The following is a 21,274-nucleotide window of genomic DNA, read 5'->3' on the forward strand; positions in this document are numbered from 1 at the left end:
CATTGATCGGCTGGAGCTGATCATCGAATTGATCGACCATATCCGTCGCCGATTGACGATATTGACGGAAGAACCATTCTTGCGCGATCAGGACGAGATCGATCTGACATCCTTCCGTCTGCTGCACATCGGCGAGGCAGCTCATAAATTATCGACAGATATCAAAGCGCGACACCCGACGGTTCCATGGGCCGCCATATATCAGATGCGCAATGTCATCAGTCACGACTATCCTGCGATCATTCCTTGGCGCATTTGGGACACGGCAACGACCAAACTGGATGAACTACGCGCGCTGTGCCGCGCGGAATTGGATAATCTTGGCGAATGACCCCCCGCATCCTCCTCATCATCTCCGGTGGCATTGCGGCGTACAAGTCGCTCGAACTAGTCCGCATGTTGCGCAAGCGCGGGATGACGGTGCGGGCGGTTCTCACGCAATCCGCGCAGCAGTTCGTCACGCCGCTGTCGCTAGGGGTGCTGACCGAGAATCCAGTCTTTACCGACCTGTTCAACCTGAAGGACGAGCAGGAAATCGGCCATATCCAGCTTAGCCGTCAGGCCGATCTGGTCGTGGTCGCGCCCGCGACCGCCAATTTCCTCGCCAAGATGGCGAACGGCATTGCCGACGACCTCGCCACCACCTTGTTGCTGGCGACGGACAAGCCTGTGCTGGCCGTACCCGCCATGAATGTGCGGATGTGGCATCATCGCGCGACCCAGCGCAATCTGGAGCGGCTCCACGCCGATGGCGTCCACATCATGACGCCCGACGATGGCGCGATGGCGTGCGGCGAATTTGGCACCGGACGGCTGCCCGAACCTGAAGCCATCGTCGCGGAGATCGAGCGGCTGTTGGCGATGCCAAAGAGCGGTGATCCGCTCGACGGACAGCCGGATTTCTCTCCGCCTCCGTTCGGTTCGAGCTTGCGCGGCAGGCATATCCTCATCACCGCCGGCCCCACCCATGAGCCGATCGACCCCGTCCGCTACATCGCCAATCGATCGTCGGGCAAACAGGGCTTCGCCATCGCCGCAGCCGCTGCGCAAGCGGGCGCGCGGGTTACGCTGGTGGCGGGACCGGTGCATCTGCCCACGCCCCAGGGTGTCACGCGCATCGATGTCGAGACCGCCCGCGACATGCTGGTCGCCGTCGAGAGCGCCCTGCCCGCCGATGTCGCGATCATGGTCGCGGCCGTCGCTGACTGGCGCACCGCCGATGCCGCCGACCAGAAGCTCAAAAAGGATGGCACCGGCCAGCCCGCGCCGCTCGCTTTGGTCGAGAACCCCGACATTCTCGCGACGCTGGGCCACCATGCCCAGCGCCCTACCCTGCTCATCGGCTTCGCCGCCGAAACGCAGAAGATCGCAGAACATGCCCAAGCCAAGCTGGCGCGCAAAGGCGCGGACTGGATCGTCGCCAACGATGTGTCGGGCGACGTAATGGGCGGGGACGCCAACGCCGTGCAGATCGTCACCGCGTCCGGCATCGACGCTTGGCCCGTCATGCCCAAGGATCAGGTCGCGCAAAAACTCATCGAAAAGGTTGCTGATGCCCTCTCCCCTCACGCCGATTGATATCCAGCTCAAACGCCTGCCCCATGGCGAGGGACTGCCGGTCCCCGCTTATGCCACCGCCCATGCCGCGGGTATGGATGTGGTGTCGGCGGAGGAACTGACATTGCAACCGGGCGGGCGGCACGCCGTGGCCACCGGCTTCGCCATGGCAATCCCGCAAGGCTATGAGGTGCAGGTCCGCCCCCGGTCTGGCCTGGCGCTCAAACATGGCATCAGCCTGCCCAACACGCCCGGCACCATCGATGCCGACTATCGCGGCGAATTGAAGATCATCCTCATCAACCTCGGCAACGCGCCCTTCCCGATCCAGCGCGGCGACCGCATCGCCCAGCTGGTGGTCGCCCCCGTTCAGCTTGCCAGCTTCGTCGAAGTCGATAGGCTGGACGATACCGAACGCGGACAGGGCGGCTTCGGTTCGACAGGAGTGTGACACAATGACGATGCTGCTTTCGCTGATGCTGGCCGCAACCCCGGTGGCGGGCGCGGACGCGCCGCCCATGCCGACTGATCTGGCGAGCGTGCCGGTGATCGAGAACTGGCTGGGGCGCAAGATTTCGCCGCGCTGGTCGGAGGAAGTGGCCAAGCTCTATCGTCGCGGAGACTGCAGCGGCGCTGGGCCCTATGAGGGGTCGCGCCTGCTCGAAATCGACATGCTGTTTCTGCTGACCGGTGACGGCAAACCATTGAAGGTCGCCCCCGTCAACGCCCGCTGCCCCGGCGTCGAAAAGTTCGTGAGCGGCCGCATCCTTGGTTCGCTGCGCGGCTCCTTCCCCAAGACCGGCGCAGCGCAACCGCGCTGGATGCGCTCGAAGGTCCGCTTCCTCTGGTCCGACGCACCGTGACGCTGACCGACGACCAACTCGACCGCTATGCCCGGCATATCGTCCTCAAGGAAATCGGCGGGGCGGGCCAGGCACGGCTGTTGTCAGCCGATGTCGCGCTGATTGGCGCAGGCGGTATCGGCAGCCCGGCGATCCTCTATCTGGCGGCGGCAGGCGTCGGCACGATCCGGGTGATCGATGATGACGACGTCGCCCTGTCCAACCTGCAACGGCAAATCCTGTTCGGCACCGCCGATGTCGGCGCGCCCAAGGCGGAAGCGGCGATGGTGGCGGTCGCCCGGCTGAACCCCGACATCAAGCTGATCCAGATCAACGCCCGCATAGATGCCGACAATGCCGCGCTGATGCTGCGCGATGCTGATGTCGTGCTGGACGGCAGCGACAGTTTCTCCACCCGGTTGGCGGTGGCCGACGCCGCGCACCGCTTGCGTATTCCGCTGGTGTCTGCGGCGGTCGGGCCGTTCGAGGGGCAGATCGCCACCTATCGCGGATGGGAAGCGGACAAGCCCTGCTACCGCTGCCTGGTCGGCGCGGCACAGGATGCGCCGGAGCGTAATTGCGCCGAAACCGGCGTCATCGGCGCCCTGACCGGCGCGATGGGCAGCCTCGCCGCGCTGGAGGTGATCCGCGCGCTGGTGCCGTTCGGCGCGGACATGGCCGGACGCTTGCTGATCGCCGACCTGCTCTCCATGCGCTTCCGCACGCTGGACGTGCCCAAAGACCCGGCCTGCCCCGCCTGCGCTGCGCATCTATGCGTCCCTTGAGGATCATCGTCGCGACGGCTGATGCCGAGCGGTTGCGCGGGGCTTTGATCGTGGCGAGTGCCCATGCCGCACTCGGCGGCGCAGCGGCCCTGTTCCTGCAACTCGACGCCGTGGGCCTGCTCCGCGCACCGATCGCCGCGCCCCAGGATGATGCCCACCGGGCAGCGGGATTGCCCGATCTCGCCGCCGTGCTGGCCGAAGCCCAGGCGCTGGGCGTGACGATCAGCGCCTGCCAAAGCGGGCTGGCGCTGTGCGGGATGACGGCGGAGGCCCTACCAAGCGGCGTCGATGTCGGCGGCCCGGTCGGCTTCCTGCAAGCAACCGACGACAATGCGCGCCTGCTGATCGCCTGATCTAGCGCAGCACCGGCAGGTAACGCCAACGCTCCACGCGGACGGTGCGAATGCTCGCCTTCACCACAGGATCGGCGGCGGACATCCCGTCGGAGAGAGGCAGCAACCGGAAATGCGCCGCACCGACCAGGGCGCACAGGCAGAACAGCGCCGCCGCCAGTCCATAGCCCCGCATATTCATGCCTCCTGCTGCTGCGTATCCCGCAGGAAAATATCCTCTATCCGCGCGCCGAACAAGTCGGCAATCCGAAAGGCGAGCGGCAGCGACGGATCATATTTGCCCGTTTCTATCGCATTGACGCTCTGACGCGATATGCCAAGCTGCGTAGCCAAATCACCCTGGCTCCACGCCCGCTCTGCGCGCAACTGCTTCAGCCGGTTCTTCACGCACAGCCCGCCACGCCGGTTTGCCGCCAATTGACCAACTGGCCCACCGCCAGACCCACGCACCATAATGGCCAGACGAAAAAGATCGGCAACGCCGGCACCGTGGTAAAGAGTTCGAGTAGCCCCCAGACGCTGGTAATCGCTAGGGCAAAGCCGGTAGCCACCAGGAATTTGCGTATTTCCAACATGCGCAGATATTCATCGTCCAGTTCCACGAGGAAACGCGCCATCGCCCAGATCCAGCCCAGGGCGGCAAGGCCGGGCACCAGCGCGATCGCCACGGTCGCAACATTCGCCGCCGCGCCGTCGGGGATCAGCCAGGATGCCAGCCCCACAGCACCGACATAGGCAAGACTGAGCGGAATCATACGGCCGGTATAGCGCCGATAGGCGGGGTTTCGGGATGCGTTGGTCATGTCAGCCCTCCTCATGTGATGACAAGCGCCCTTTACATTTTCCGCGTCGCATATGTCAAGTTACATTGACACCGCTGCCCGCGCATTCCCCACCCCCTTCCCTTGACAGGCCGAACCGCCCATTTATGGGGAAGGCGCGGCTTTTCGGGCCGCGACATAGCCCGTATTTCAAGGAAATCCCGTGTCCGCCATGCTCAAAATCACTCTGCCCGACGGTTCCGTGCGTGAAGTCGCGCCCGGCACTACCCCGGCGGATATTGCGGCAGCGATCGGGCCGGGCCTCGCCAAAGCGGCGATCGCGGCGCGGGTCGATGGCGAATTGCGCGACATCATGCGCCCGCTGGAGCAGGACGCAGCGCTCGCGCTGGTGACGGCCAAGGATGAGGCCGATGCGCTGGAACTGGCGCGGCATGACTTTGCCCATGTCCTGGCCGAAGCGGTCCAGCATTTGTTCCCCGGAACCCAGATCACCTTTGGCCCGTCGACCGACGACGGCTTCTATTATGACTTCGCGCCAAGCGCGGATCGTGGCCCTTTCACCGACGACGATCTGCCCGCGATCGAGGCGGAGATGCGCCGCATCATCGCCGCCGACAAGCCGTTGATCCGCAAGGAGATCGACCGCGAAACGCTGATCGCGCAATGGCAGGCTGCGGGTGAGACGTTCAAGGCGGAGTGGGCCGCCGAACTGCCCGGCGACGAGCCGCTGACGGTCTATCATTCGGGTGATGGCTGGTACGATATGTGCCGGGGTCCGCATCTCGCGTCCACCGGTCGTCTGAACCCGGACGCGTTCAAGCTGACGCGCGTGTCGGGGGCCTATTGGCGTGGCGATCAGAAGAATGCGATGCTCAGCCGCATCACCGGCACCGGCTGGCTCAACAAGAAGCAGTTGGCCGAGCATCTGACGCGCCTCGAAGAAGCGGCCAAGCGCGACCATCGCAAGCTGGGCGCGGAAATGGACCTGTTCCACCTGCAGCAGGAAGCGCATGGCAGCGTTTTCTGGCACCCCAAAGGCTATCTCATCTGGCGTCAGCTCGAAGCCTATATGCGCCGCGCGATCGACGATGCCGGCTATCGCGAGGTCAAGACGCCGCAGGTGATGGACGCGCGCCAGTGGGAGATTTCGGGCCACTGGGGCAAATATCGCGAAAATATGTTCGTGATCCCCGACGAAGTGCCCAATGTCGAGGATGAAGGCCCGCTGGTGTCCGACGATGCCGACTGGATGGCGCTCAAGCCCATGAACTGCCCGGCGCATGTGCTGATCTTCCGCCAGGGGATCAAAAGCTATCGCGACCTGCCGATGCGCCTCTACGAAAATGGCTGCTGCCACCGCAACGAGCCGCATGGCGCGCTCCACGGCCTGATGCGCGTCCGCCAGTTCACGCAGGACGACGCGCATATCTTCTGCCGCGAAGACCAGATTGTCGAGGAAGTCCGCGCCTTCTGTGCGCTGGCCGATCGCATCTACAAGGATTTCGGCTTCACCTACTCGATCAAGCTGGCGCTGCGCCCCGAAAAGCGGTTCGGTAGTGAGGAGATGTGGGACAAGGCCGAGAATGAACTGCGCGACGCGGTGGCGGCCGCCGGTCTGAACACGCCGGACTATGGCTGGGAAGAATTGCCCGGCGAAGGCGCCTTCTATGCGCCCAAGCTGGAATGGCATCTGACCGACGCGATCGGCCGCACCTGGCAGGTGGGCACGATCCAGTCGGACCGCGTGCTGCCCGAACGACTCGACGCTTCCTATGTCGGCGAAGATGGCGCACGGCACCGTCCCGTCATGCTCCACCGCGCGATCTTCGGCAGCTATGAACGCTTCATCGGCATCCTGATCGAACATTATGCCGGTCGCTTCCCGCTCTGGCTGGCACCCGTGCAAGCCGTGGTCGCGACCATCGTGTCGGACGCGGACGACTATGCCGCCGAGGTGCTGGCCAAGCTACGCGCGGCGGGAATCCGCGCCGAAGCCGACACCCGCAACGAGAAGATCAATTACAAGGTGCGCGAACATAGCCTCGCCAAAGTCCCCAATCTGCTGGTCGTAGGACGCCGCGAGGCGGAGGAAGGCAAGGTCGCGCTGCGCGTCCTGGGCAGCGATGGCCAGACCTTCCTTTCGCTCGACGAGGTGATTTCGCGCCTTGCAAATGAGGTCCGCTCGCCCGATATGTATTGAGGCAGCAATGCCACAGGGTTCGTGATTCCGCTTACGCAGGACCACGGGCCCCTTTCGGCTTTGCCAAAAAGCCGCTAAGAGTCACTCGTTTTTGCAACGACCATAGGAGATACTGCTATACGTCCCCCAATGATGCGCCGCCCACTGGCGCCGCCGCCGAAATCCGGCCCTCGCTACAATGAATTCATCACGGTCCCCAAAGTCCGCGTGATTGACGGGGAAGGCGAGAATCTGGGTGTGATGTTTACGCAGGAAGCGATCGAACAGGCGGCCGATGTCGGCCTCGACCTGGTCGAAGTCTCTCCGACCGCAGACCCGCCGGTCTGCAAATTTCTGGACATCGGCAAATTCAAATACGAAGCCCAGAAAAAGGCGAATATCGCCCGCAAGACCCAGAAGACGCAGGAACTCAAAGAGATCAAGATGCGTCCGAACATCGACGATCATGACTATGATACGAAGATGAAGAAGGTCCATGGTTTCATCGAGGATGGCGACAAGGTGAAGATCACCCTGCGCTTCCGCGGCCGCGAACTCAGCCACCAGCAGCTCGGCATGGCCCTGCTCCAGCGGGTCGCGGAAAATGTCGCCGAGACCGCCAAGGTCGAAGCCTATCCCCGCATGGAAGGCCGCCAGATGCTGATGGTCCTCGCGCCGAAATAAGCGCGTCCGTCAGGGCTTGAAAGATACAGAGGGCGGTGCCGCAAGGTGCCGCCCTTTTTGGTTGCGCGTTGGCGGAACACCGTTTGTAACAAAGTATTGCCGCGCCTGTCTGGCGCACCTCCCCACTTGACGATCGCACCGCTGCCCGTCATCGGCACGCCATATACTGCGACTTACTCGCAATATTAACTGGGGTGAGAAATTGATGAATCGGGGTTCCTTACTGTCGTCACCTTCCAACCGGCTGCGCATCAGCATGCTGGCGCTGGTCGCCGGATTGTCGCCTTGGACGGCCATGGCCCAGGCCCCCGAAGAGGCGGAAGACCAGTCGAACGCGATCGTCGTCACCGCCGCCGGCTATGCGCAGGACATCGTCGAAGCCCCCGCCAGCATCACCGTGCTGGGCCGCGAGGAACTACAGGAAAAGCGGTTCGGCAGCCTGGCCGAAGCCTTGCAGGATGTGCAGGGCGTCGATGTCGGCGGCGAAGCGGGCAAGACCGGCGGCCTCAACATCTCGATTCGCGGCATGCCCAGCGACTATACGCTAGTCCTGATCGACGGCCGCCGCCAGAATGCGCCAGGCGGCGTCACCCCCAATGGGTTCGGTGAAACCTCCACCAGCTTCCTGCCGCCCTTCTCCGCGATCGAACAGATCGAGGTCGTGCGCGGGCCAATGTCCACCCTCTACGGGTCGGACGCGATGGGCGGCGTCGTCAATATCATCACGCGCAAGGTCGGGGACCGCTGGGTCGGCACTGCCACCGCCGAAAGCACCATCCAGGGCGACGATCGCTTCGGCAATATCCAGTCGATCAACGGCTTTGCCCAGGGTCCGGTGATCGACAATCTCGTCGGCCTGACCCTGCGTGGCAGCGTCTTCCACCGCGAGGGATCGGACATTCCCATTCCCGGCGATCCGGCGCTGACGCTGGGCCGCAATCCGGTGCGGTCTCGGACATCTACACCTATGGCGGTCGCCTGACCTTCACCCCCCATGCCGACCATGACCTGTGGATCGAATATGATCGCAACGAGCAGAGCTATGACAATAGCGAAGGGCGGCTGGGGAGGCTGGGATCGGGCGGCTATGCCCCGGAACAGCAGTTCAACCGCAGCAATTATGTCCTCGCCCATAGCTGGCGGCTGGGTTTCGGCCAGTTCGACACCACGCTGACCCGCAACGACACGGAAACCATCGGCCGCCTCATCCCCAACGGCACGCCGGGCGCGACGCCCGGCAGCCCCCGCACGCTCGAAGCACGCAACGACATCATCGACTCGCGTTTCGCGGGTAAGGTCGGCGCGCTCGCCTTCACCGTCGGCGGCCAATATTGGAAGGCCCGCATGGTCGAGGGCGTCGCGCCCGAACCCTTCACCTTCACCCAATGGGCGGGCTTTGCCGAAGCCACCTGGACGATCGTCTACGGCTTCAACCTCACCGGCGGCGCGCGCTATGACGATCATTCGACCTTCGGCAGCAAATGGTCACCGCGCGCCTATGCGGTGTGGAACATCAACGACAATGTGACGCTCAAGGGCGGCGTCGGCCGCGGCTTCAAAACGCCGCGCGTCGAACAGATTGCCGAGGGGATCATCGGCTTCGGCAGGCAGGGCACGCTACCTTTGCTTGGTACGCCAGGCCTGAGTCCCGAAACCAGCACCAGCTACGAAGCTGGCCTCTATTATGACAGCCATGGCTTTTTCAGCGGCAACGTCACCCTTTTCAACAATGACTTTAATGACCGGATCACCTCCGGCGTCTTCGTGCCCAACTGCCAGTTCGCCGCATCCCCCAATCGGCCAGGTTGCGTCGATGTCGGCAATTTCCCGACGATCGAACAGTTCAGTCAGTCGATCAATATCGACAAGGCCCGGACGCGCGGTGCAGAGGTCGCGACCCGGTTCACTTTCTCGCCCGCCGTCTCGCTGGTGCTCAATTACACCTATACCGACAGCGAGCAGTTGAGCGGGCCGAATGAAGGACTACCGCTGGTCGGCATGCCCAAACATATGCTGAACGGCAATCTGCGCTGGAAACTGGGGGACAAGGCCAGTGTCTGGGCGCGCGCCGAAATCCGGTCGAGCCGTTTCCGCAACGACGCTGATGACCGGGCGGGCGTTGGCGACTTCCGGGGCTATGAGCTGTTTCATATCGGCGGCTCGTATCAGATCACGCCTGCCTTCCGCCTGGCGGCCACCGTCAACAACATCTTGGACACCGATTATGCCGAATATCTGTCCTATGACAGGGACGGCGCTGACGTGTTCACGTCGGCCTATGCGATCAACCAGGAAGGTCGTCGGCTATGGCTGTCGGCGACGGTGGACTTCTAAGCGCCGATGGTCAGGACGAACCGCGCCGCCCATTCAGGCGGACGGTTTGTCCCGATACAGGGTCGGAAACATCGTCTTGAACGCCGCCAGCTTGGGCGCGTCCCAGCGCTGGATATAGGGGTGGCGCGGGTTCTTGCGCATGAAATCCTGGTGATAGCTATCGGCGTCCTGGAAGCCGGTGAACCGCTCCACCTTGGTCACGATCGGATCGCGCCATAGGCCTGCCTTGCTCAGCTGTGCGAGATAGGCATTCGCCGCCTTCCCCTGCTCGGCATTCAACGGATAGAGCGCGCTGCGATATTGGGTGCCGCGATCCGGCCCCTGCTGGTTCAGCGTGGTGGGATCGGCGATCACCGAAAAGAAGACGCGCAGCAGCGTGCCATAGCTCACCTGCTTGGGATCGTAGGTGACACGCACGGCTTCGGCGAATCCGGTATTGCCGCCGCTGACCATCTCATAGTCCACGCGGCGGTTATTCGGCCCGCCCGTAAAGCCCGATTTGACGAGTTGCACGCCCTTCACATGGGAAAAGACGCCCTCGACACCCCAATAGCACCCACCCGCGAACACGGCCGTCTCCAGCGCGCGCGTGGGCGCGGCATCGACCGTGGCAACCGGCGCGAGCACCGTGCGCTCGGCATGCAAAGGACTGGCGAGCGCGAAGCCCGCCAACAGGGTCAAGATCAGGCGGTTAGAGCGCCGCACTGGGGCTACCAGTCGCCGCGATCGCGGACGTGCTCAGGATCGGCTGCTCGTCGGGCTGCAACAGGACCATGCCAACAAGACCAATCGCAAAACCGCCCGCAAAGCGCAGGAACAATTCGGATTTCAAAAATGCCAACATAGCCTGCGCCTTTCTTATTCTGCTTTCGGCTGGGTGCGCCGTTTGGTTACATCTGCTTGTCTTGCCCTTTGCTGAATGACCGGCGGCGCGTTAACAGCTTTCGACCAAAGCAAGGGATAGAACGACGAGCAGATTATAACCTTAATCAGTTTCTTTCTGAAACCGGGATATAGCGCCCGTCGCGCCATCTACAAGACGGCACGGGTCGAAAAGGACCGTTTCTGTTTTGAGCATCGTTGCGCGAAATTCTCGCTGTGCTCATTTTAACGTCATCCCCGCGCAGGCGGGCATCCATCTCCGAACCTTAAATCAAGGCGATAAGGTGGGAGATAGATTCCCGCCTGCGCGGGAATGACGAAATTTTACAGGATCATCGAATATCGTAATGATCCCATTTGGGCGGCCGGTGCGGTTTCCCTTATTTCAGCGCGGCGCAGGCTTCCTGAATCCGCGTGCAGGCCTTTTTCAGCACATCTTCCGAGGTCGCATAGCTGATGCGGAAGGCGGGCGAGAGGCCGAAGGCGGCACCGTGGACGGCCGCAACCTTCGCTTCGTCCAGAAAATAGGCGATCAGCGCTTCGTCATTGTCGATCCGCACGCCCTTGGGCGTCATCTTGCCGATCACGCCGCTGGCGTCGGGATAGACGTAGAAAGCGCCTTCGGGCGTCGGGCAATCAAGGCCCGGCGCATCGTTCAGCATCGCTACCACCATGTCGCGACGCTTCTTGAATACGGCGTTGCGCTCTTCGAGAAAGTCCTGCGGGCCGGTCAGCGCGGCGACAGCGGCAGCCTGGCTGATCGAACAGGGGTTGCTGGTCGATTGCGACTGCAACTTGCCCATCGCCTTGATGATCCATTCGGGACCACCGGCAAAGCCGATGCGCCAGCCGGTCATCGAGAAGGCCTTGGAGCAGCCATTCACGGTCAGCGTGCGGTCGTACAGTTCCGGGCAGACCTGCGCGATCGTCGCGAACGGCGTCGATGCATACCAGACATGCTCATACATATCGTCGGTCATGACCAGCACATGGGGATGACGCAGCAGCACGTCGGCCAGCGCCTTCAATTCCTCCGCCGAATAGGCCGCGCCGCTGGGGTTGGACGGCGAATTGAGCATCACCCATTTGGTGCGCGGGGTGATCGCGGCGTCCAACTGAGCGGCGGTGATCTTATAGCCCTGGCTCGCCGGGCCTTCGATGAAGACGGGCGTGCCGCCCGCGAAATTCACGATGTCGGGATAGCTGACCCAATAGGGTGCCGGGATGATGACTTCATCGCCCGCATCCACCGTCGCCAGCAGCGCGTTGAACAGCGTATGCTTGCCGCCTGAGTTTACCGTGACCTGGCTGCGCTTGTAGACCAGCCCATTGTCGCGCTTGAACTTGAACATCACCGCTTCCTTGACGTCGGCGGTGCCGTCCACGTCGGTATAGCGGGTCTGGTTGTTGCGGATCGCGGCAATGCCCGCTTCCTTGACGAAATCGGGCGTATCAAAGTCCGGCTCGCCCGCCGACAGGCCAATGACATCCACGCCTTCGGCTTTGAGCGCGTTCACGCGGGCGCTCATGGCGAGCGTGGCGGACGGCTGGATACGGCCCAAGGCGGCGGAAGTCTGGCTCATGGCAATATTCTTTCTTCAAAGCGACGTCCAAGCGCTCGGCACAGCCCGCCATCCTGGAAATCGCGACAAAAAATAGTAGAATCCCCTCATCCGCCCATAGGACGGATGCCGCGTCCCTTAGTGCGCAACGGGCAAAGGGGCAACCGGCCAGATGGCGGACAATGGCTATTCGGCAGGAAAGCCCGGCTATGGCGCCAGCGTCGCCGCGACCATGCCGCGCGCGGCATTGCCGATGAAAAAGCCGCGCTCCAGGTCGGACACGCGCAGGTCGCCCTCGACCGCCTCGCCCATGTCGATCAGGCTCTGGCGCAATATGCCCGGCAGCAAGCCGCGCGCCAGCGGCGGCGTCACCAGCTTGTCGCCGCGCTCGACGAACAGCGAGGAAAAACAGCCCTCGGTCAGATAGCCTTTCGCGTCGATCAGCGCGACCTCATAGGTGCCGCCGCGCTTGAGCGCGTCGCGATACAGGCTGCGGTCGGTGGTCTTGTGCAACAGGCGCAAATCGTCGGCGGGCGCATGGCGCGGCACGACCTTGACCGGGACGATCGCCTGGGGCCAGCCGATATGGTCGCGCACCTCGATCGCCACCGCACCGCTGCGCGATGCCATCAACCGCACCCGGCTGCGATCGCGCAGGCGGAAGGTCGCGGCCTGCAATTCGTTGCGGACGGCATGGCGATCGAAGGCGAAGCCGAACGCATCGGCGCTCGCCTTGAGCCGCGTCAGATGCAGTTCCAGCAACCTGATCCCGTCGAGCGGGTCGAAGGCCATGGTTTCAATGAGGTCGAAGCGTCGATCAGCCAGTGACATTGCCGTTATTCCAAGCCCTTGCCGGTGCCAGAGTCAAGCTGGAGACATCAAACCGGGGCAAGAAAGCGCCCCTTGGCCAGGCATTCGGCCCATTCCGAATCCACCTGCGAATCCGCGACGACGCCCGAACCAAGGCCCAGCCGACCGACACCGCTGCCTTCCGCGACGCATAAAGTGCGGATCGACACATTGAAGGCCGCGTCGCCCTCCGGGTCGATCCAGCCCATCGTGCCGGTATAGACGCCGCGCGCATGAGGTTCGACCGCATCGATGATCTCCATCGCCCGCACCTTGGGCGCGCCGGTGATCGACCCGCAGGGAAAAAGGATGCGCAGCACATCGACCGGCGACAGGCCGGGCAGGATGCGCGCGCGCACGGTCGACACCAGTTGATGCACGGTCGGGAAGCTCTCGACCTTGAACAGGTCGGGCACGATCACGCTGCCTGCGCGCGACACCCGCGACAGGTCGTTACGCAGCAGGTCGACGATCATCAGATTTTCGGCCCGCTGCTTTGGGTCGGCGGCCAGCCAGCGCGCAAGGTCCGCATCCCGCTGCGGATCGGCATCGCGCACCGCCGTCCCCTTCATCGGCCGGGCGGTCAATTGGCCCCGCACCTGGGTAAAGAACAGCTCCGGCGAGAAGGACAGCAGCGCATGGTCGCCCGTGCGGATCACCCCGCCATAGCCCGCCGCCGCGCGCGGCCGAACGGCGGCATAGAGCGCCATCGGATCGCCGGTCAGCGGCACATAGCAGGGGAAGGTCAGGTTCGCCTGATAGATGTCGCCTGCGCGGATATAATCCTGCACCGCGTCGAAGGCGACGCGATAGTCCGCCTCCTCGATCATCGGCCGCAACGGCCCGACCTGCGCGCCGGCCGGATCGGGCAGCATCGCGGGCAGCGTGCCGGGGGGGATCAGCCGCACCCCTTCGAACAGGCCGAACCACAAGAGCGGCGACCCGTCCGACCGCTGGTCGTGACGGCGGCCGATCGGCGCCAGCCGCTCCTCCAGCGCCAGCCCGGCTTCATAGCTCATATAGCCAGCAACATGCAGCCCCGCCTCGCGCGCATCAGCGATGCGGTCGAGCGCTGGCTGCACCTCCTCCATCCGGTGGGCAGCGATGACCGACACGGGATCGCGATAGAGCCGCGCAGGCGCGGCGTGGCGCGGGCGGGCATCATCGAACAGGGCAAAGATTTCGGTCGGGCCGGGAAGACGCATGGGCGTGTCTTAACAGGCTTTGCGCGCGGCGAAAGGCCGATCCAAGGTGCAGTGTCCTTGCAGCAGCGCAACGAACGGCCTACCCCATGCGGCCATGACCGATCCCCTCCCCGATCCCGCCCCCGATGCCGTGGCGGCGCGCCCGTTTGGACCAGCGCTCGCTTTGGCGCTGCGGGGCCGCTGCCCGGCCTGTGGCGAGGGCCGTTTGTTCGCGCATTTCCTCAAACCCGTGCCCGCCTGCGCCCAATGCGGCCAGCGCTGGGATCTGCATCAGGCGGATGATTTTCCGTCCTATATCGTCATCCTGTTGCTCGGCCATATATTGGTGCCGCTGATGATCGAAGTGAACAGCGCCTTCGCCATTCCGCTGGGGTGGCAGGCAGCGATCTGGCCGACCCTGGCCTTCCTCCTGGCGGTGGCGATGATCCAGCCGGTCAAGGGCGGCGTCATCGCCTTCCAATGGACGCGACGCATGGCCGGGTTCCGGTAGGGGTCAACCGTTTTAGGAGCGGCCCCCTCCGTTCGTTTCGAGCGAAGTCGAGAAACGCTCGAACCGAACGGGAATCCAATCAGTCCGGCTGGCGCAGGAAATTCCGCTCCATCGCCTCGCGCAGCGTTTCATCGATCTCGCGACGCCCTTCCGCCCCATGGGTGACGACCGTGGTGTCGCAGGTCGCGACGCACACGCCCTTCTGGAAACCCGCCGAACTGATCGTCCAGCTGGTCCGGCCGATATGGCCGATCGCGCAATGGACTTCGAACGGATAGGGGAAATGCGATTCCTCGATGAAGTTCAACTGCACCGCCGCGACCAGCCAGCGCACGCCCTGCTCCTGCGGATGGCGGCCCAGATGATGATGGAACCGGATACGCGCGGTTTCGAAAATACCCGATATCGCCACATTGTTGATGTGGCCCATCGTATCGAGATCCTGAAAACGGGTGTCGATGCTGGTGACGAAGCGATAGGCTTCTGGAGTGAACCGCCAGGATTCGGGTTTGGCCATGTCCTGATTTCCCTCTAACAATGTTGCACTTGCCATAGCCCTGCTGGCCAATGATGCAATCGCGCCCGCGAAATTGGGCGCAGTGCGACCTTTATGACACAATGAAAGTGCCGCTTTTGCGTGGATCGTCAGACCCATCGCAAAAACGTCATCGTTACGTCACCGTTATGTCAACGCCCGCTCATTGCGGTGCAACATGCCGCGCTTACGGCCCCCGACCAAGCCGGCTACCGGTTTTTCCAAGGGGGAAATTTTCACATGCGTCCTGCCACAGCCCTGCTGCTCGCCTCCACGATGTTGGCCAGCACACCCGCCTTTGCCCAGACGGCCTCGCTCGCCGTCCCCGCCGCCGCGGCGGCCGTGGAAGGCGAAGAGATCATCGTCTTCGGCCGTGGCGAAACCCGCCAGGTGCAGGAAATCAAGGCGCGCGACATCGTCGTGCTGACGCCCGGCACCAATCCGCTGAAAGCGATCGAAAAGCTGCCCAGCGTGAACTTCCAGTCGGCCGACCCGTTCGGCAATTATGAATGGTCGCAGCGCGTCACCATCCGTAGCTTCAACCAGAATCAGCTCGGCTTCACCTTCGACGGCATCCCGCTCGGCGACATGAGCTATGGCAACCATAACGGCCTGCACATCGCCCGCGCGATCAGCAGCGAAAATATCGGCAGCGTGCGCGTGGCGCAGGGCGCGGGTTCGCTGGGCACGCAGGCGACAGGCAATCTTGGCGGCACCGTCGAAACCTTCTCGATGGACCCGGCCGACAGCTTCGGCGCGCAGGGCAATTTCACCTATGGCAGCAACGACACGATGCGCGCCTTTGGCCGCATCAACCTCGGCAGCGCTGACGGCATTCGCGGCTATGTGTCCTACGGCTATGGTTCGACCGACAAATATAAGGGCCAAGGCGTTCAGGACCAGCATATGGGCAATGCCAAGGTCATCATTCCCATCGGCGACGCCAAGATCGACGGTTGGCTGAGCTATTCGGATCGCCGCGAACAGGATTATCAGGACATGTCGATGGGCATGATCCGTCGCCTCGGCTGGGACTGGGACAACACTTTCCCCGACTACACCCGCGCGATCGACTATGCCGACCGGCTGAACGACGTCGATCTGATCAGCAACAGCGGCGGATCGCCCTTCCCCGACGGCCGCTTCGACTATAGCGGCGCGAACGTCGCCACCGGCCAGACCTATCCCGGCAATGTCACCAGCGCCGACGATGCCTATTATGACGCGGCTGGCCTGCGCAAGGACTGGCTGGGCGCGATCGGCTTCACCACCCCGCTCGGCGAGCAGGCCAATCTTAAGCTCAAGGGCTATTATCACAATAATAGCGGCATGGGCCTGTGGGGCACGCCTTATGTGGCCAGCCCCAATGGCGTGCCGATGTCGATGCGCACCACCGAATATGACATGGACCGTATCGGCGCATTCGGCAGCGTCGATTTCGTCATCGGTGCGCAAAATCTGAGCGTCGGCGCATGGTATGAAAATAACAAGTTCAACCAGGCCCGCCGCTTTTATGCCTTTGCCAGCCGCGCCGAACCGGGCCTGTCGTTCCGCGACTATCCCAAAAATCCCTTCTTCACCCAGTGGGAATTCGACTTCACCACCGACACTTTCCAATATCATGTCCAGGACAAGATCGACCTTGGCATGGTGACGATCAACCTCGGCTGGAAGGGCTTCAAGGTCACAAACGAGGCCGAAGCCATCGTGCAGGCGACCTTCCCGCAAGGCAAGATCAGCGCCGAAGACTGGTTCCAGCCCACGGCCGGTTTCGTCGTCGAACTCAGCCCCGAAGCCGAAGTGTTCGGCGGCTTCAGCCAGTCGACCCGCGCCTTTGCCAGCGCCACCACGACCGGCCCCTTCTCGACCAACCAGGCCGGCTTCGACGCGATCAAGGATGATCTGAAGCCCGAAGAGTCGGACACCTATGAACTCGGCCTGCGCTACAACACGCCGATGTTCAACGGTACGCTGGGTGCTTATCTCGTCAACTTCCGCAACCGCCTGCTCGCGGTGCAGGTCGGATCGGCGATCCAAGGCAACCCTTCGGCACTCCAGAATGTCGGCGGCGTCCGCTCCATCGGCGTCGAAGCGGCGGGCGACCTGAAACTGGGCGGCGGCTTTGGCCTCTATGCCAGCTACAGCTACACCGACGCCACCTATCGCGACGATGTCGTGAACGGCAATGGCGTGGTGGTCGCGGCGATCGAAGGCAAGACCGTGGTCGACAGCCCCAAACATATGGCGCGCGGCGAACTCAACTATGACGACGACAAGCGCTTCTTCCGCGTCGGCCTCAACTATATGTCGCGTCGCTTCTACAGCTACACCAACGACGCCTCGGTCCCCGGCCGTCTGATCGTCGACGCCTCGCTCGGCTATCGCTTCACTGACAAGATCGAGTTGCAGCTCAACGCCACCAACCTGTTCGACAAACGCTATGTCGGCACCATCGGGTCGGGCGGCTTCGGCAATAGCGGCGACGCCCAGACCCTGCTGGTCGGCGCCCCCCAGCAATTCTTCGCCACGGTGAAGGCCGGGTTCTGACGTAATATAGGCGGGAAGGCTGTGACTTATCTCCCCTCCCCGGCGGGGAGGGGTCGGGGGAGGGGGAGCGAGGCGAAGCCGAGCGTCTACGCAAGCGGCAGTACACCCCCACCCAGCCTCCCCCTAAAGGGGGAGGAGCCAATATGGATCACCCCTCCCCTCAAGGGGAGGGGTTCAAGAAGGACAATAATTCCCATGATCAAAGCCGCGCTTCTCCTCGCCACCGCCCTTGCCGCCTGCCTTCCCGGCCCGGCGCTGGCGGAGCCGGTGCTGCTGATCTCGATCGACGGGCTGCGGCCCGGCGACGTGATCGAGGCGCAGAAGCGCGGTCTTGCCGTCCCCAATCTGCGCCGCTTCCTGACCGATGGCGCCCATGCCTCCGGCGTCACCGGCGTCGCCCCGACGCTGACCTATCCCAGCCACACGACGCTGATGACCGGCGTATCGCCCGCCCGCCACGGCATAGTCGCCAATAACAGTTTCGATCCGACCGGGATCAACCAGGGCGGCTGGTACTGGTATGCCCCCGACATCAAAGTGCCGACTTTGTGGGAAGCCGCGACCAAGGCGGGCCTGTCCACCGGCAATGTCCATTGGCCGGTCAGCGTCGCGCCCAAGGGCGTGACCTGGAACCTGCCGCAAATCTGGCACACCGGCCATGGCGACGACGCCAAATTGCTCGACGCGCTGGCGACGCCGGGCCTCTCGGCCGAACTAGAAGCGAAGGTCGGCCAGCCCTATGCGATGGGCATCGACGAAAGCCTGTCCGGCGACCAACTGCGGGGCAAATTCGCCACCGCGCTCATCGCCACGCACAAGCCGCAATTCCTGACCGTCTATTTCGCCGCGCTCGACCATGAGGAACATGCAAGCGGCCCCGACAGCCCGGCGGCCAAGGCCGTGCTGGAAAAGATCGACGCCATCGTCGGCGATCTCGTAGCGGCGGAGATGCAGGCGCATCCCGACGCCGTGATCGCCGTCGTCAGCGACCATGGGTTCGAAGCGACGCACACCGCCATCAACCTCTATCGCCCCTTCATCGACGCCGGGCTGATCACTGTCGGCACTGATGGCAAGGTCGCCTCCTGGCTCGCCATGCCCTGGATTTCCGGCGGATCGGCCGCGATCATGCTGGCACGGCCCGACGATGCGGCGCTGACGGCGCGGGTGCAAGCGTTGCTCGACAAGCTCGCCGCCAATCCCGCCAACGGCATCGCGCAGGTCGCGGGCAAGGCGCAGACCGCGGCGATCGGCGGCAATCCGCAAGCAACCTTCTATATCAATCTCGCCCCCGGCTTCGTCACCGACATCTATCGCGGCCCGACCGCACCGGTGCGCGCGCATAGCTCGGTCAAGGGCATGCACGGCTATTTTCCCGGTCCCGCCAATCTTCAGGCGAGCTTCCTCCTGATGGGCAAGGGCGTGCCGCGCGGCAAGAATCTGGGCGCCATCGACATGCGCGCCATCGCACCGACGCTGGCCACCATCATGGGCGCATCGCTGCCCGACGCCGACAAGCCTGCAATCGACCTCCAGCCATAAGGCAACGCAGCGTTTCGCGGCGCGGCAATGGACTTCGTTGCACAGGCGACATAGCTTTGCCCCGGTTCATCGATCCGGGGGTTTCCCATGCCGCGCTACAGCCTTGCCGCCATCATCCTGCACTGGGCGATCGCCGCCCTGCTCGCTTTCCAGATCAGCGTCGGCTGGGCGCTGGAGGATCTGGGCGCGCGCGGCTTTGCGCTCTATCAACTGCACAAGTCGGTCGGCATCGCCATCCTCGCGCTGACGCTGCTGCGGATCGTCATCCGCTATTGGAAGCCGCGCCCGGCAAAACTGGAGGGCGGCTGGCAGGGTGCCCTCGCCTCGACCGTCCATGGCGGCCTCTACGCCTTCATGTTGGGCGCGCCGCTGACCGGCTGGGCACTCGTCTCGACCGCCAAGGTCAAGGTGCCGACGCTCATCTTCGGGATTATCCCCCTGCCGCATCTGCCGCTGCCCGCTTCCGCGCATGGCCTGGCCGAGGGTGGCCATGGCCTGATCGCCTGGATGGGCATCGCGCTCGTCCTGCTCCATGTCGCGGGCGCGCTGCGCCATCATGTCCTGATGCGTGACGGACTGATCTGGCGGATGATCCCCAACCGCTCGACCGCGCTGCTGATCGGGCTGCCCGCGCTGATTTTGCTCGGCTTTGCGCTGGGTCGCGTGATCCTGCCAGTAGCGGCCCCCGTCGAGACGGCGCCGGCGGAGCAACTGGAAGCGCCGGAACCCGTGGCACCAGAGGCATCAACCAACGCCACCGAACCGGACAATAGCACCGTCGCCAATGAAACGGTCGCGCAAGTGGAGGAACCCATCGGCCCGCCCCCGGCCTGGACCGTACAGCCCGGCGGCAAGATCGGCTTTGCCGTTGGCAATGACGGCCAGACGATCAGCGGCAGCTTCGCCAAATGGACGGCCGCGATCGTCATGGACCCCGACCATCCCGAAACCGCCGACATCCGCGTATCGATCGACATGGCCAGCGCCAGCGTCGGCGACGCCTATCAGGACGGGATGCTGCCAGGCGACGAATTCTTCGCCGTCGCGGCCCATCCGACCGCGACCTTCACCGCCAAGGGCGCGGAGAAAACGGGACCGAACGCCTATCGCGCCAGCGGCCGCCTCAGCCTCAAGGGTGTCAGCAAACCCCAGACCATCCGCTTCACCCTTTCGGGCGACGGAGCGACCCGCAAGGTCACCGGCACCGCCACCATCGCCCGCGCCGCCTTCGACGTAGGCAATGGCGACAGCAGCGGCAGCCTGGCTCCGAATGTAGCGGTGACCTTCGCTTTCACGGCGAAACGGAAGCCATAAACCATCTTCCTCCGTTCGCCCTGAGCTTGTCGAAGGGGCCTTACTTGTTGAAAGAAAGTGCAGGGCTTCGACAGGCTCAGCCCGAACGGGCTTGATGGTGGATGCGAAGGCAGCCAGACCTAAAACCGCATCCCGACACCCACGCCGAACACCCACGGGTCGAGGCTCACCTTCACCCGCTGCACCCCGGCCGCCGCCGTGGTCAGCCGTGCCTTCGTGTCGATATCGATATATTTAACGTCGAAGTTCAAAAACAGCTTGTCGTTCAGATCGATATCGACCCCAGCCTGCCCAGCCCAGCCCACGCTGTCGGACAGATGCACCTTGGTCTTGCCGACCGCGCCTTCCAGCGCGCTGGACGCATCATTGTTGAAGAACAACGTATAGTTGACGCCCGCGCCGACATAGGGGCGGATCTTGCTGCCCGGTGCGAAATGATATTGCACGGTCAGCGTCGGCGGCAGCGCATTGGTCGCGGCCAGCTTGCCCAGCGATCCGGTCGTCCCGGTCTTGCCGCTCACCGTATGGCGGCTGGTCGCGGCGATCAGTTCGAAACCGATATTATCGGTCGCCATATAAGTGATGTCGATTTCCGGCGTGATGGTGTTGTTCACCTTCACTTTTTCGCCCGGAAAGCCCGGCAGCACGCTGCCGCTCTTCTCATTGGGCGCGACCATGATGCCGCGCAGGCGGACAAGCACGTCGCCCTGCGCGGCCTGCGCCGGGGCAGCCATGGCAGCGGCGGCGCAGGCCGTGCCGAGCAGAATGGTCTTGATGGTCATGATAAATCTCCCTGTCTGGTGGGGAGCGCTCTGCCGCATCCGGCACGGCA

General features: G+C 63.6%; 24 protein-coding genes. 14 read left to right on the forward strand and 10 right to left on the reverse strand.

Features of this window, described 5'->3' with window-relative positions:
* Positions 1-28 precede the first annotated feature (28 nt).
* The 6 genes from BSY17_RS08415 to BSY17_RS08440 are packed head-to-tail and all read left to right on the forward strand — an operon-like array spanning position 29 to position 3,537.
* Entirely contained in the window at positions 29-331 is a 303-nt protein-coding gene (locus BSY17_RS08415) for a HepT-like ribonuclease domain-containing protein (protein WP_237236462.1), read from the forward strand.
* Entirely contained in the window at positions 328-1,578 is a 1,251-nt protein-coding gene (gene coaBC / locus BSY17_RS08420; RefSeq protein WP_069065176.1) for a bifunctional phosphopantothenoylcysteine decarboxylase/phosphopantothenate--cysteine ligase CoaBC, read from the forward strand. The genes BSY17_RS08415 and coaBC overlap by 4 nt, the downstream gene beginning before the upstream one ends.
* Positions 1,553-2,008, forward strand: coding sequence for a dUTP diphosphatase (gene dut / locus BSY17_RS08425; RefSeq protein WP_069065177.1), 456 nt, complete (start codon positions 1,553-1,555; stop codon positions 2,006-2,008). The genes coaBC and dut overlap by 26 nt, the downstream gene beginning before the upstream one ends.
* 4 nt (positions 2,009-2,012) lie before the next feature.
* Positions 2,013-2,420: a hypothetical protein gene (locus BSY17_RS08430; protein WP_069065178.1), complete on the forward strand. Its 408-nt coding sequence runs from the start codon at positions 2,013-2,015 to the stop codon at positions 2,418-2,420.
* A complete protein-coding gene (locus BSY17_RS08435; protein WP_069065179.1) occupies positions 2,417-3,184 on the forward strand; it encodes a HesA/MoeB/ThiF family protein in 768 nt (255 codons plus the stop codon). Before BSY17_RS08430 ends, BSY17_RS08435 begins: the two co-directional genes overlap by 4 nt.
* Positions 3,172-3,537, forward strand: a complete 366-nt coding sequence (locus BSY17_RS08440; RefSeq protein ID WP_069065180.1) for a DsrE family protein — start codon at positions 3,172-3,174, stop codon at positions 3,535-3,537. Before BSY17_RS08435 ends, BSY17_RS08440 begins: the two co-directional genes overlap by 13 nt.
* Position 3,538: 1 nt before the next feature.
* Here BSY17_RS08440 and BSY17_RS21535 read toward each other — a convergent pair whose 3' ends face one another.
* The 3 genes from BSY17_RS21535 to BSY17_RS08455 are packed head-to-tail and all read right to left on the reverse strand — an operon-like array spanning position 3,539 to position 4,340.
* On the reverse strand, positions 3,539-3,712 hold the full coding sequence (locus BSY17_RS21535; RefSeq protein ID WP_171899208.1) for a hypothetical protein: 174 nt from the start codon (positions 3,710-3,712) through the stop codon (positions 3,539-3,541).
* A 2-nt stretch (positions 3,713-3,714) separates the two neighbouring features.
* On the reverse strand, positions 3,715-3,924 hold the full coding sequence (locus BSY17_RS08450) for a helix-turn-helix transcriptional regulator (RefSeq protein WP_069065182.1): 210 nt from the start codon (positions 3,922-3,924) through the stop codon (positions 3,715-3,717).
* The gene (locus tag BSY17_RS08455; RefSeq protein WP_069065183.1) at positions 3,921-4,340 is read right to left on the reverse strand and encodes a hypothetical protein; all 420 of its coding nucleotides are present in this window, start codon (positions 4,338-4,340) and stop codon (positions 3,921-3,923) included. The genes BSY17_RS08450 and BSY17_RS08455 overlap by 4 nt, the downstream gene beginning before the upstream one ends.
* A 190-nt stretch (positions 4,341-4,530) precedes the next feature.
* On the opposite strand from BSY17_RS08455, the gene thrS reads away from it, so the two are divergent.
* From thrS to BSY17_RS08470, 4 genes are all read left to right on the forward strand, one after another.
* Complete coding sequence (gene thrS, locus BSY17_RS08460; RefSeq protein WP_069065184.1) at positions 4,531-6,519, forward strand: threonine--tRNA ligase; 1,989 nt, start codon at positions 4,531-4,533, stop codon at positions 6,517-6,519.
* 129 nt (positions 6,520-6,648) lie between these two features.
* Positions 6,649-7,182: a translation initiation factor IF-3 gene (infC, locus tag BSY17_RS08465; protein ID WP_037479690.1), complete on the forward strand. Its 534-nt coding sequence runs from the start codon at positions 6,649-6,651 to the stop codon at positions 7,180-7,182.
* A 205-nt stretch (positions 7,183-7,387) separates the two neighbouring features.
* Complete coding sequence (locus BSY17_RS21870; RefSeq protein WP_237236464.1) at positions 7,388-8,164, forward strand: TonB-dependent receptor plug domain-containing protein; 777 nt, start codon at positions 7,388-7,390, stop codon at positions 8,162-8,164.
* Entirely contained in the window at positions 8,161-9,516 is a 1,356-nt protein-coding gene (locus tag BSY17_RS08470) for a TonB-dependent receptor domain-containing protein (RefSeq protein WP_237236548.1), read from the forward strand. The genes BSY17_RS21870 and BSY17_RS08470 overlap by 4 nt, the downstream gene beginning before the upstream one ends.
* Before the next feature lie 33 nt (positions 9,517-9,549).
* Here the strand turns inward: BSY17_RS08470 and msrA are convergent, their stop codons facing one another.
* From msrA to pabB, 5 genes are all read right to left on the reverse strand, one after another.
* Positions 9,550-10,197, reverse strand: coding sequence for a peptide-methionine (S)-S-oxide reductase MsrA (gene msrA / locus BSY17_RS08475; protein WP_443019501.1), 648 nt, complete (start codon positions 10,195-10,197; stop codon positions 9,550-9,552).
* Positions 10,198-10,207: 10 nt separating this feature from the next.
* Positions 10,208-10,360 carry a hypothetical protein gene (locus BSY17_RS21540; protein ID WP_171899209.1) on the reverse strand — a complete coding sequence of 51 codons (153 nt, stop codon included), beginning with the start codon at positions 10,358-10,360 and terminating at the stop codon, positions 10,208-10,210.
* Between the two features lie 418 nt (positions 10,361-10,778).
* Positions 10,779-11,981, reverse strand: coding sequence for a pyridoxal phosphate-dependent aminotransferase (locus BSY17_RS08480; protein ID WP_069065186.1), 1,203 nt, complete (start codon positions 11,979-11,981; stop codon positions 10,779-10,781).
* A gap of 186 nt (positions 11,982-12,167) precedes the next feature.
* Complete coding sequence (locus tag BSY17_RS08485) at positions 12,168-12,791, reverse strand: aminotransferase class IV (protein ID WP_069065187.1); 624 nt, start codon at positions 12,789-12,791, stop codon at positions 12,168-12,170.
* Positions 12,792-12,838: 47 nt separating this feature from the next.
* Complete coding sequence (gene pabB, locus BSY17_RS08490; RefSeq protein ID WP_069065188.1) at positions 12,839-14,014, reverse strand: aminodeoxychorismate synthase component I; 1,176 nt, start codon at positions 14,012-14,014, stop codon at positions 12,839-12,841.
* A 94-nt stretch (positions 14,015-14,108) separates the two neighbouring features.
* Here pabB and BSY17_RS08495 point away from each other — a divergent pair, with 94 nt between their 5' ends.
* Complete coding sequence (locus tag BSY17_RS08495; RefSeq protein ID WP_037476277.1) at positions 14,109-14,504, forward strand: DUF983 domain-containing protein; 396 nt, start codon at positions 14,109-14,111, stop codon at positions 14,502-14,504.
* Positions 14,505-14,583: 79 nt separating this feature from the next.
* Here BSY17_RS08495 and BSY17_RS08500 read toward each other — a convergent pair whose 3' ends face one another.
* Positions 14,584-15,021, reverse strand: a complete 438-nt coding sequence (locus BSY17_RS08500) for an acyl-CoA thioesterase (RefSeq protein WP_069065189.1) — start codon at positions 15,019-15,021, stop codon at positions 14,584-14,586.
* A 258-nt stretch (positions 15,022-15,279) separates the two neighbouring features.
* Between BSY17_RS08500 and BSY17_RS08505 the strand changes: the two genes are divergently transcribed.
* The 3 genes from BSY17_RS08505 (at position 15,280) to BSY17_RS08515 (ending at position 20,442) form a co-directional block, all read left to right on the forward strand.
* Entirely contained in the window at positions 15,280-17,586 is a 2,307-nt protein-coding gene (locus tag BSY17_RS08505) for a TonB-dependent receptor (protein WP_069065190.1), read from the forward strand.
* 198 nt (positions 17,587-17,784) lie between these two features.
* A complete protein-coding gene (locus BSY17_RS08510; protein ID WP_443019522.1) occupies positions 17,785-19,128 on the forward strand; it encodes an alkaline phosphatase family protein in 1,344 nt (447 codons plus the stop codon).
* An 87-nt stretch (positions 19,129-19,215) separates the two neighbouring features.
* Positions 19,216-20,442 (forward strand): YceI family protein, encoded by a 1,227-nt coding sequence (locus BSY17_RS08515; protein WP_069065192.1) that lies wholly within the window; start codon positions 19,216-19,218, stop codon positions 20,440-20,442.
* Between the two features lie 119 nt (positions 20,443-20,561).
* Here BSY17_RS08515 and BSY17_RS08520 read toward each other — a convergent pair whose 3' ends face one another.
* Positions 20,562-21,224 (reverse strand): OmpW/AlkL family protein, encoded by a 663-nt coding sequence (locus BSY17_RS08520; RefSeq protein ID WP_069065193.1) that lies wholly within the window; start codon positions 21,222-21,224, stop codon positions 20,562-20,564.
* Between the last annotated feature and the right edge of the window lie 50 nt (positions 21,225-21,274).

Origin of the sequence: Sphingobium sp. RAC03 (assembly GCF_001713415.1) — a bacterium.
In the GTDB taxonomy this organism is placed as follows: domain Bacteria; phylum Pseudomonadota; class Alphaproteobacteria; order Sphingomonadales; family Sphingomonadaceae; genus Sphingobium.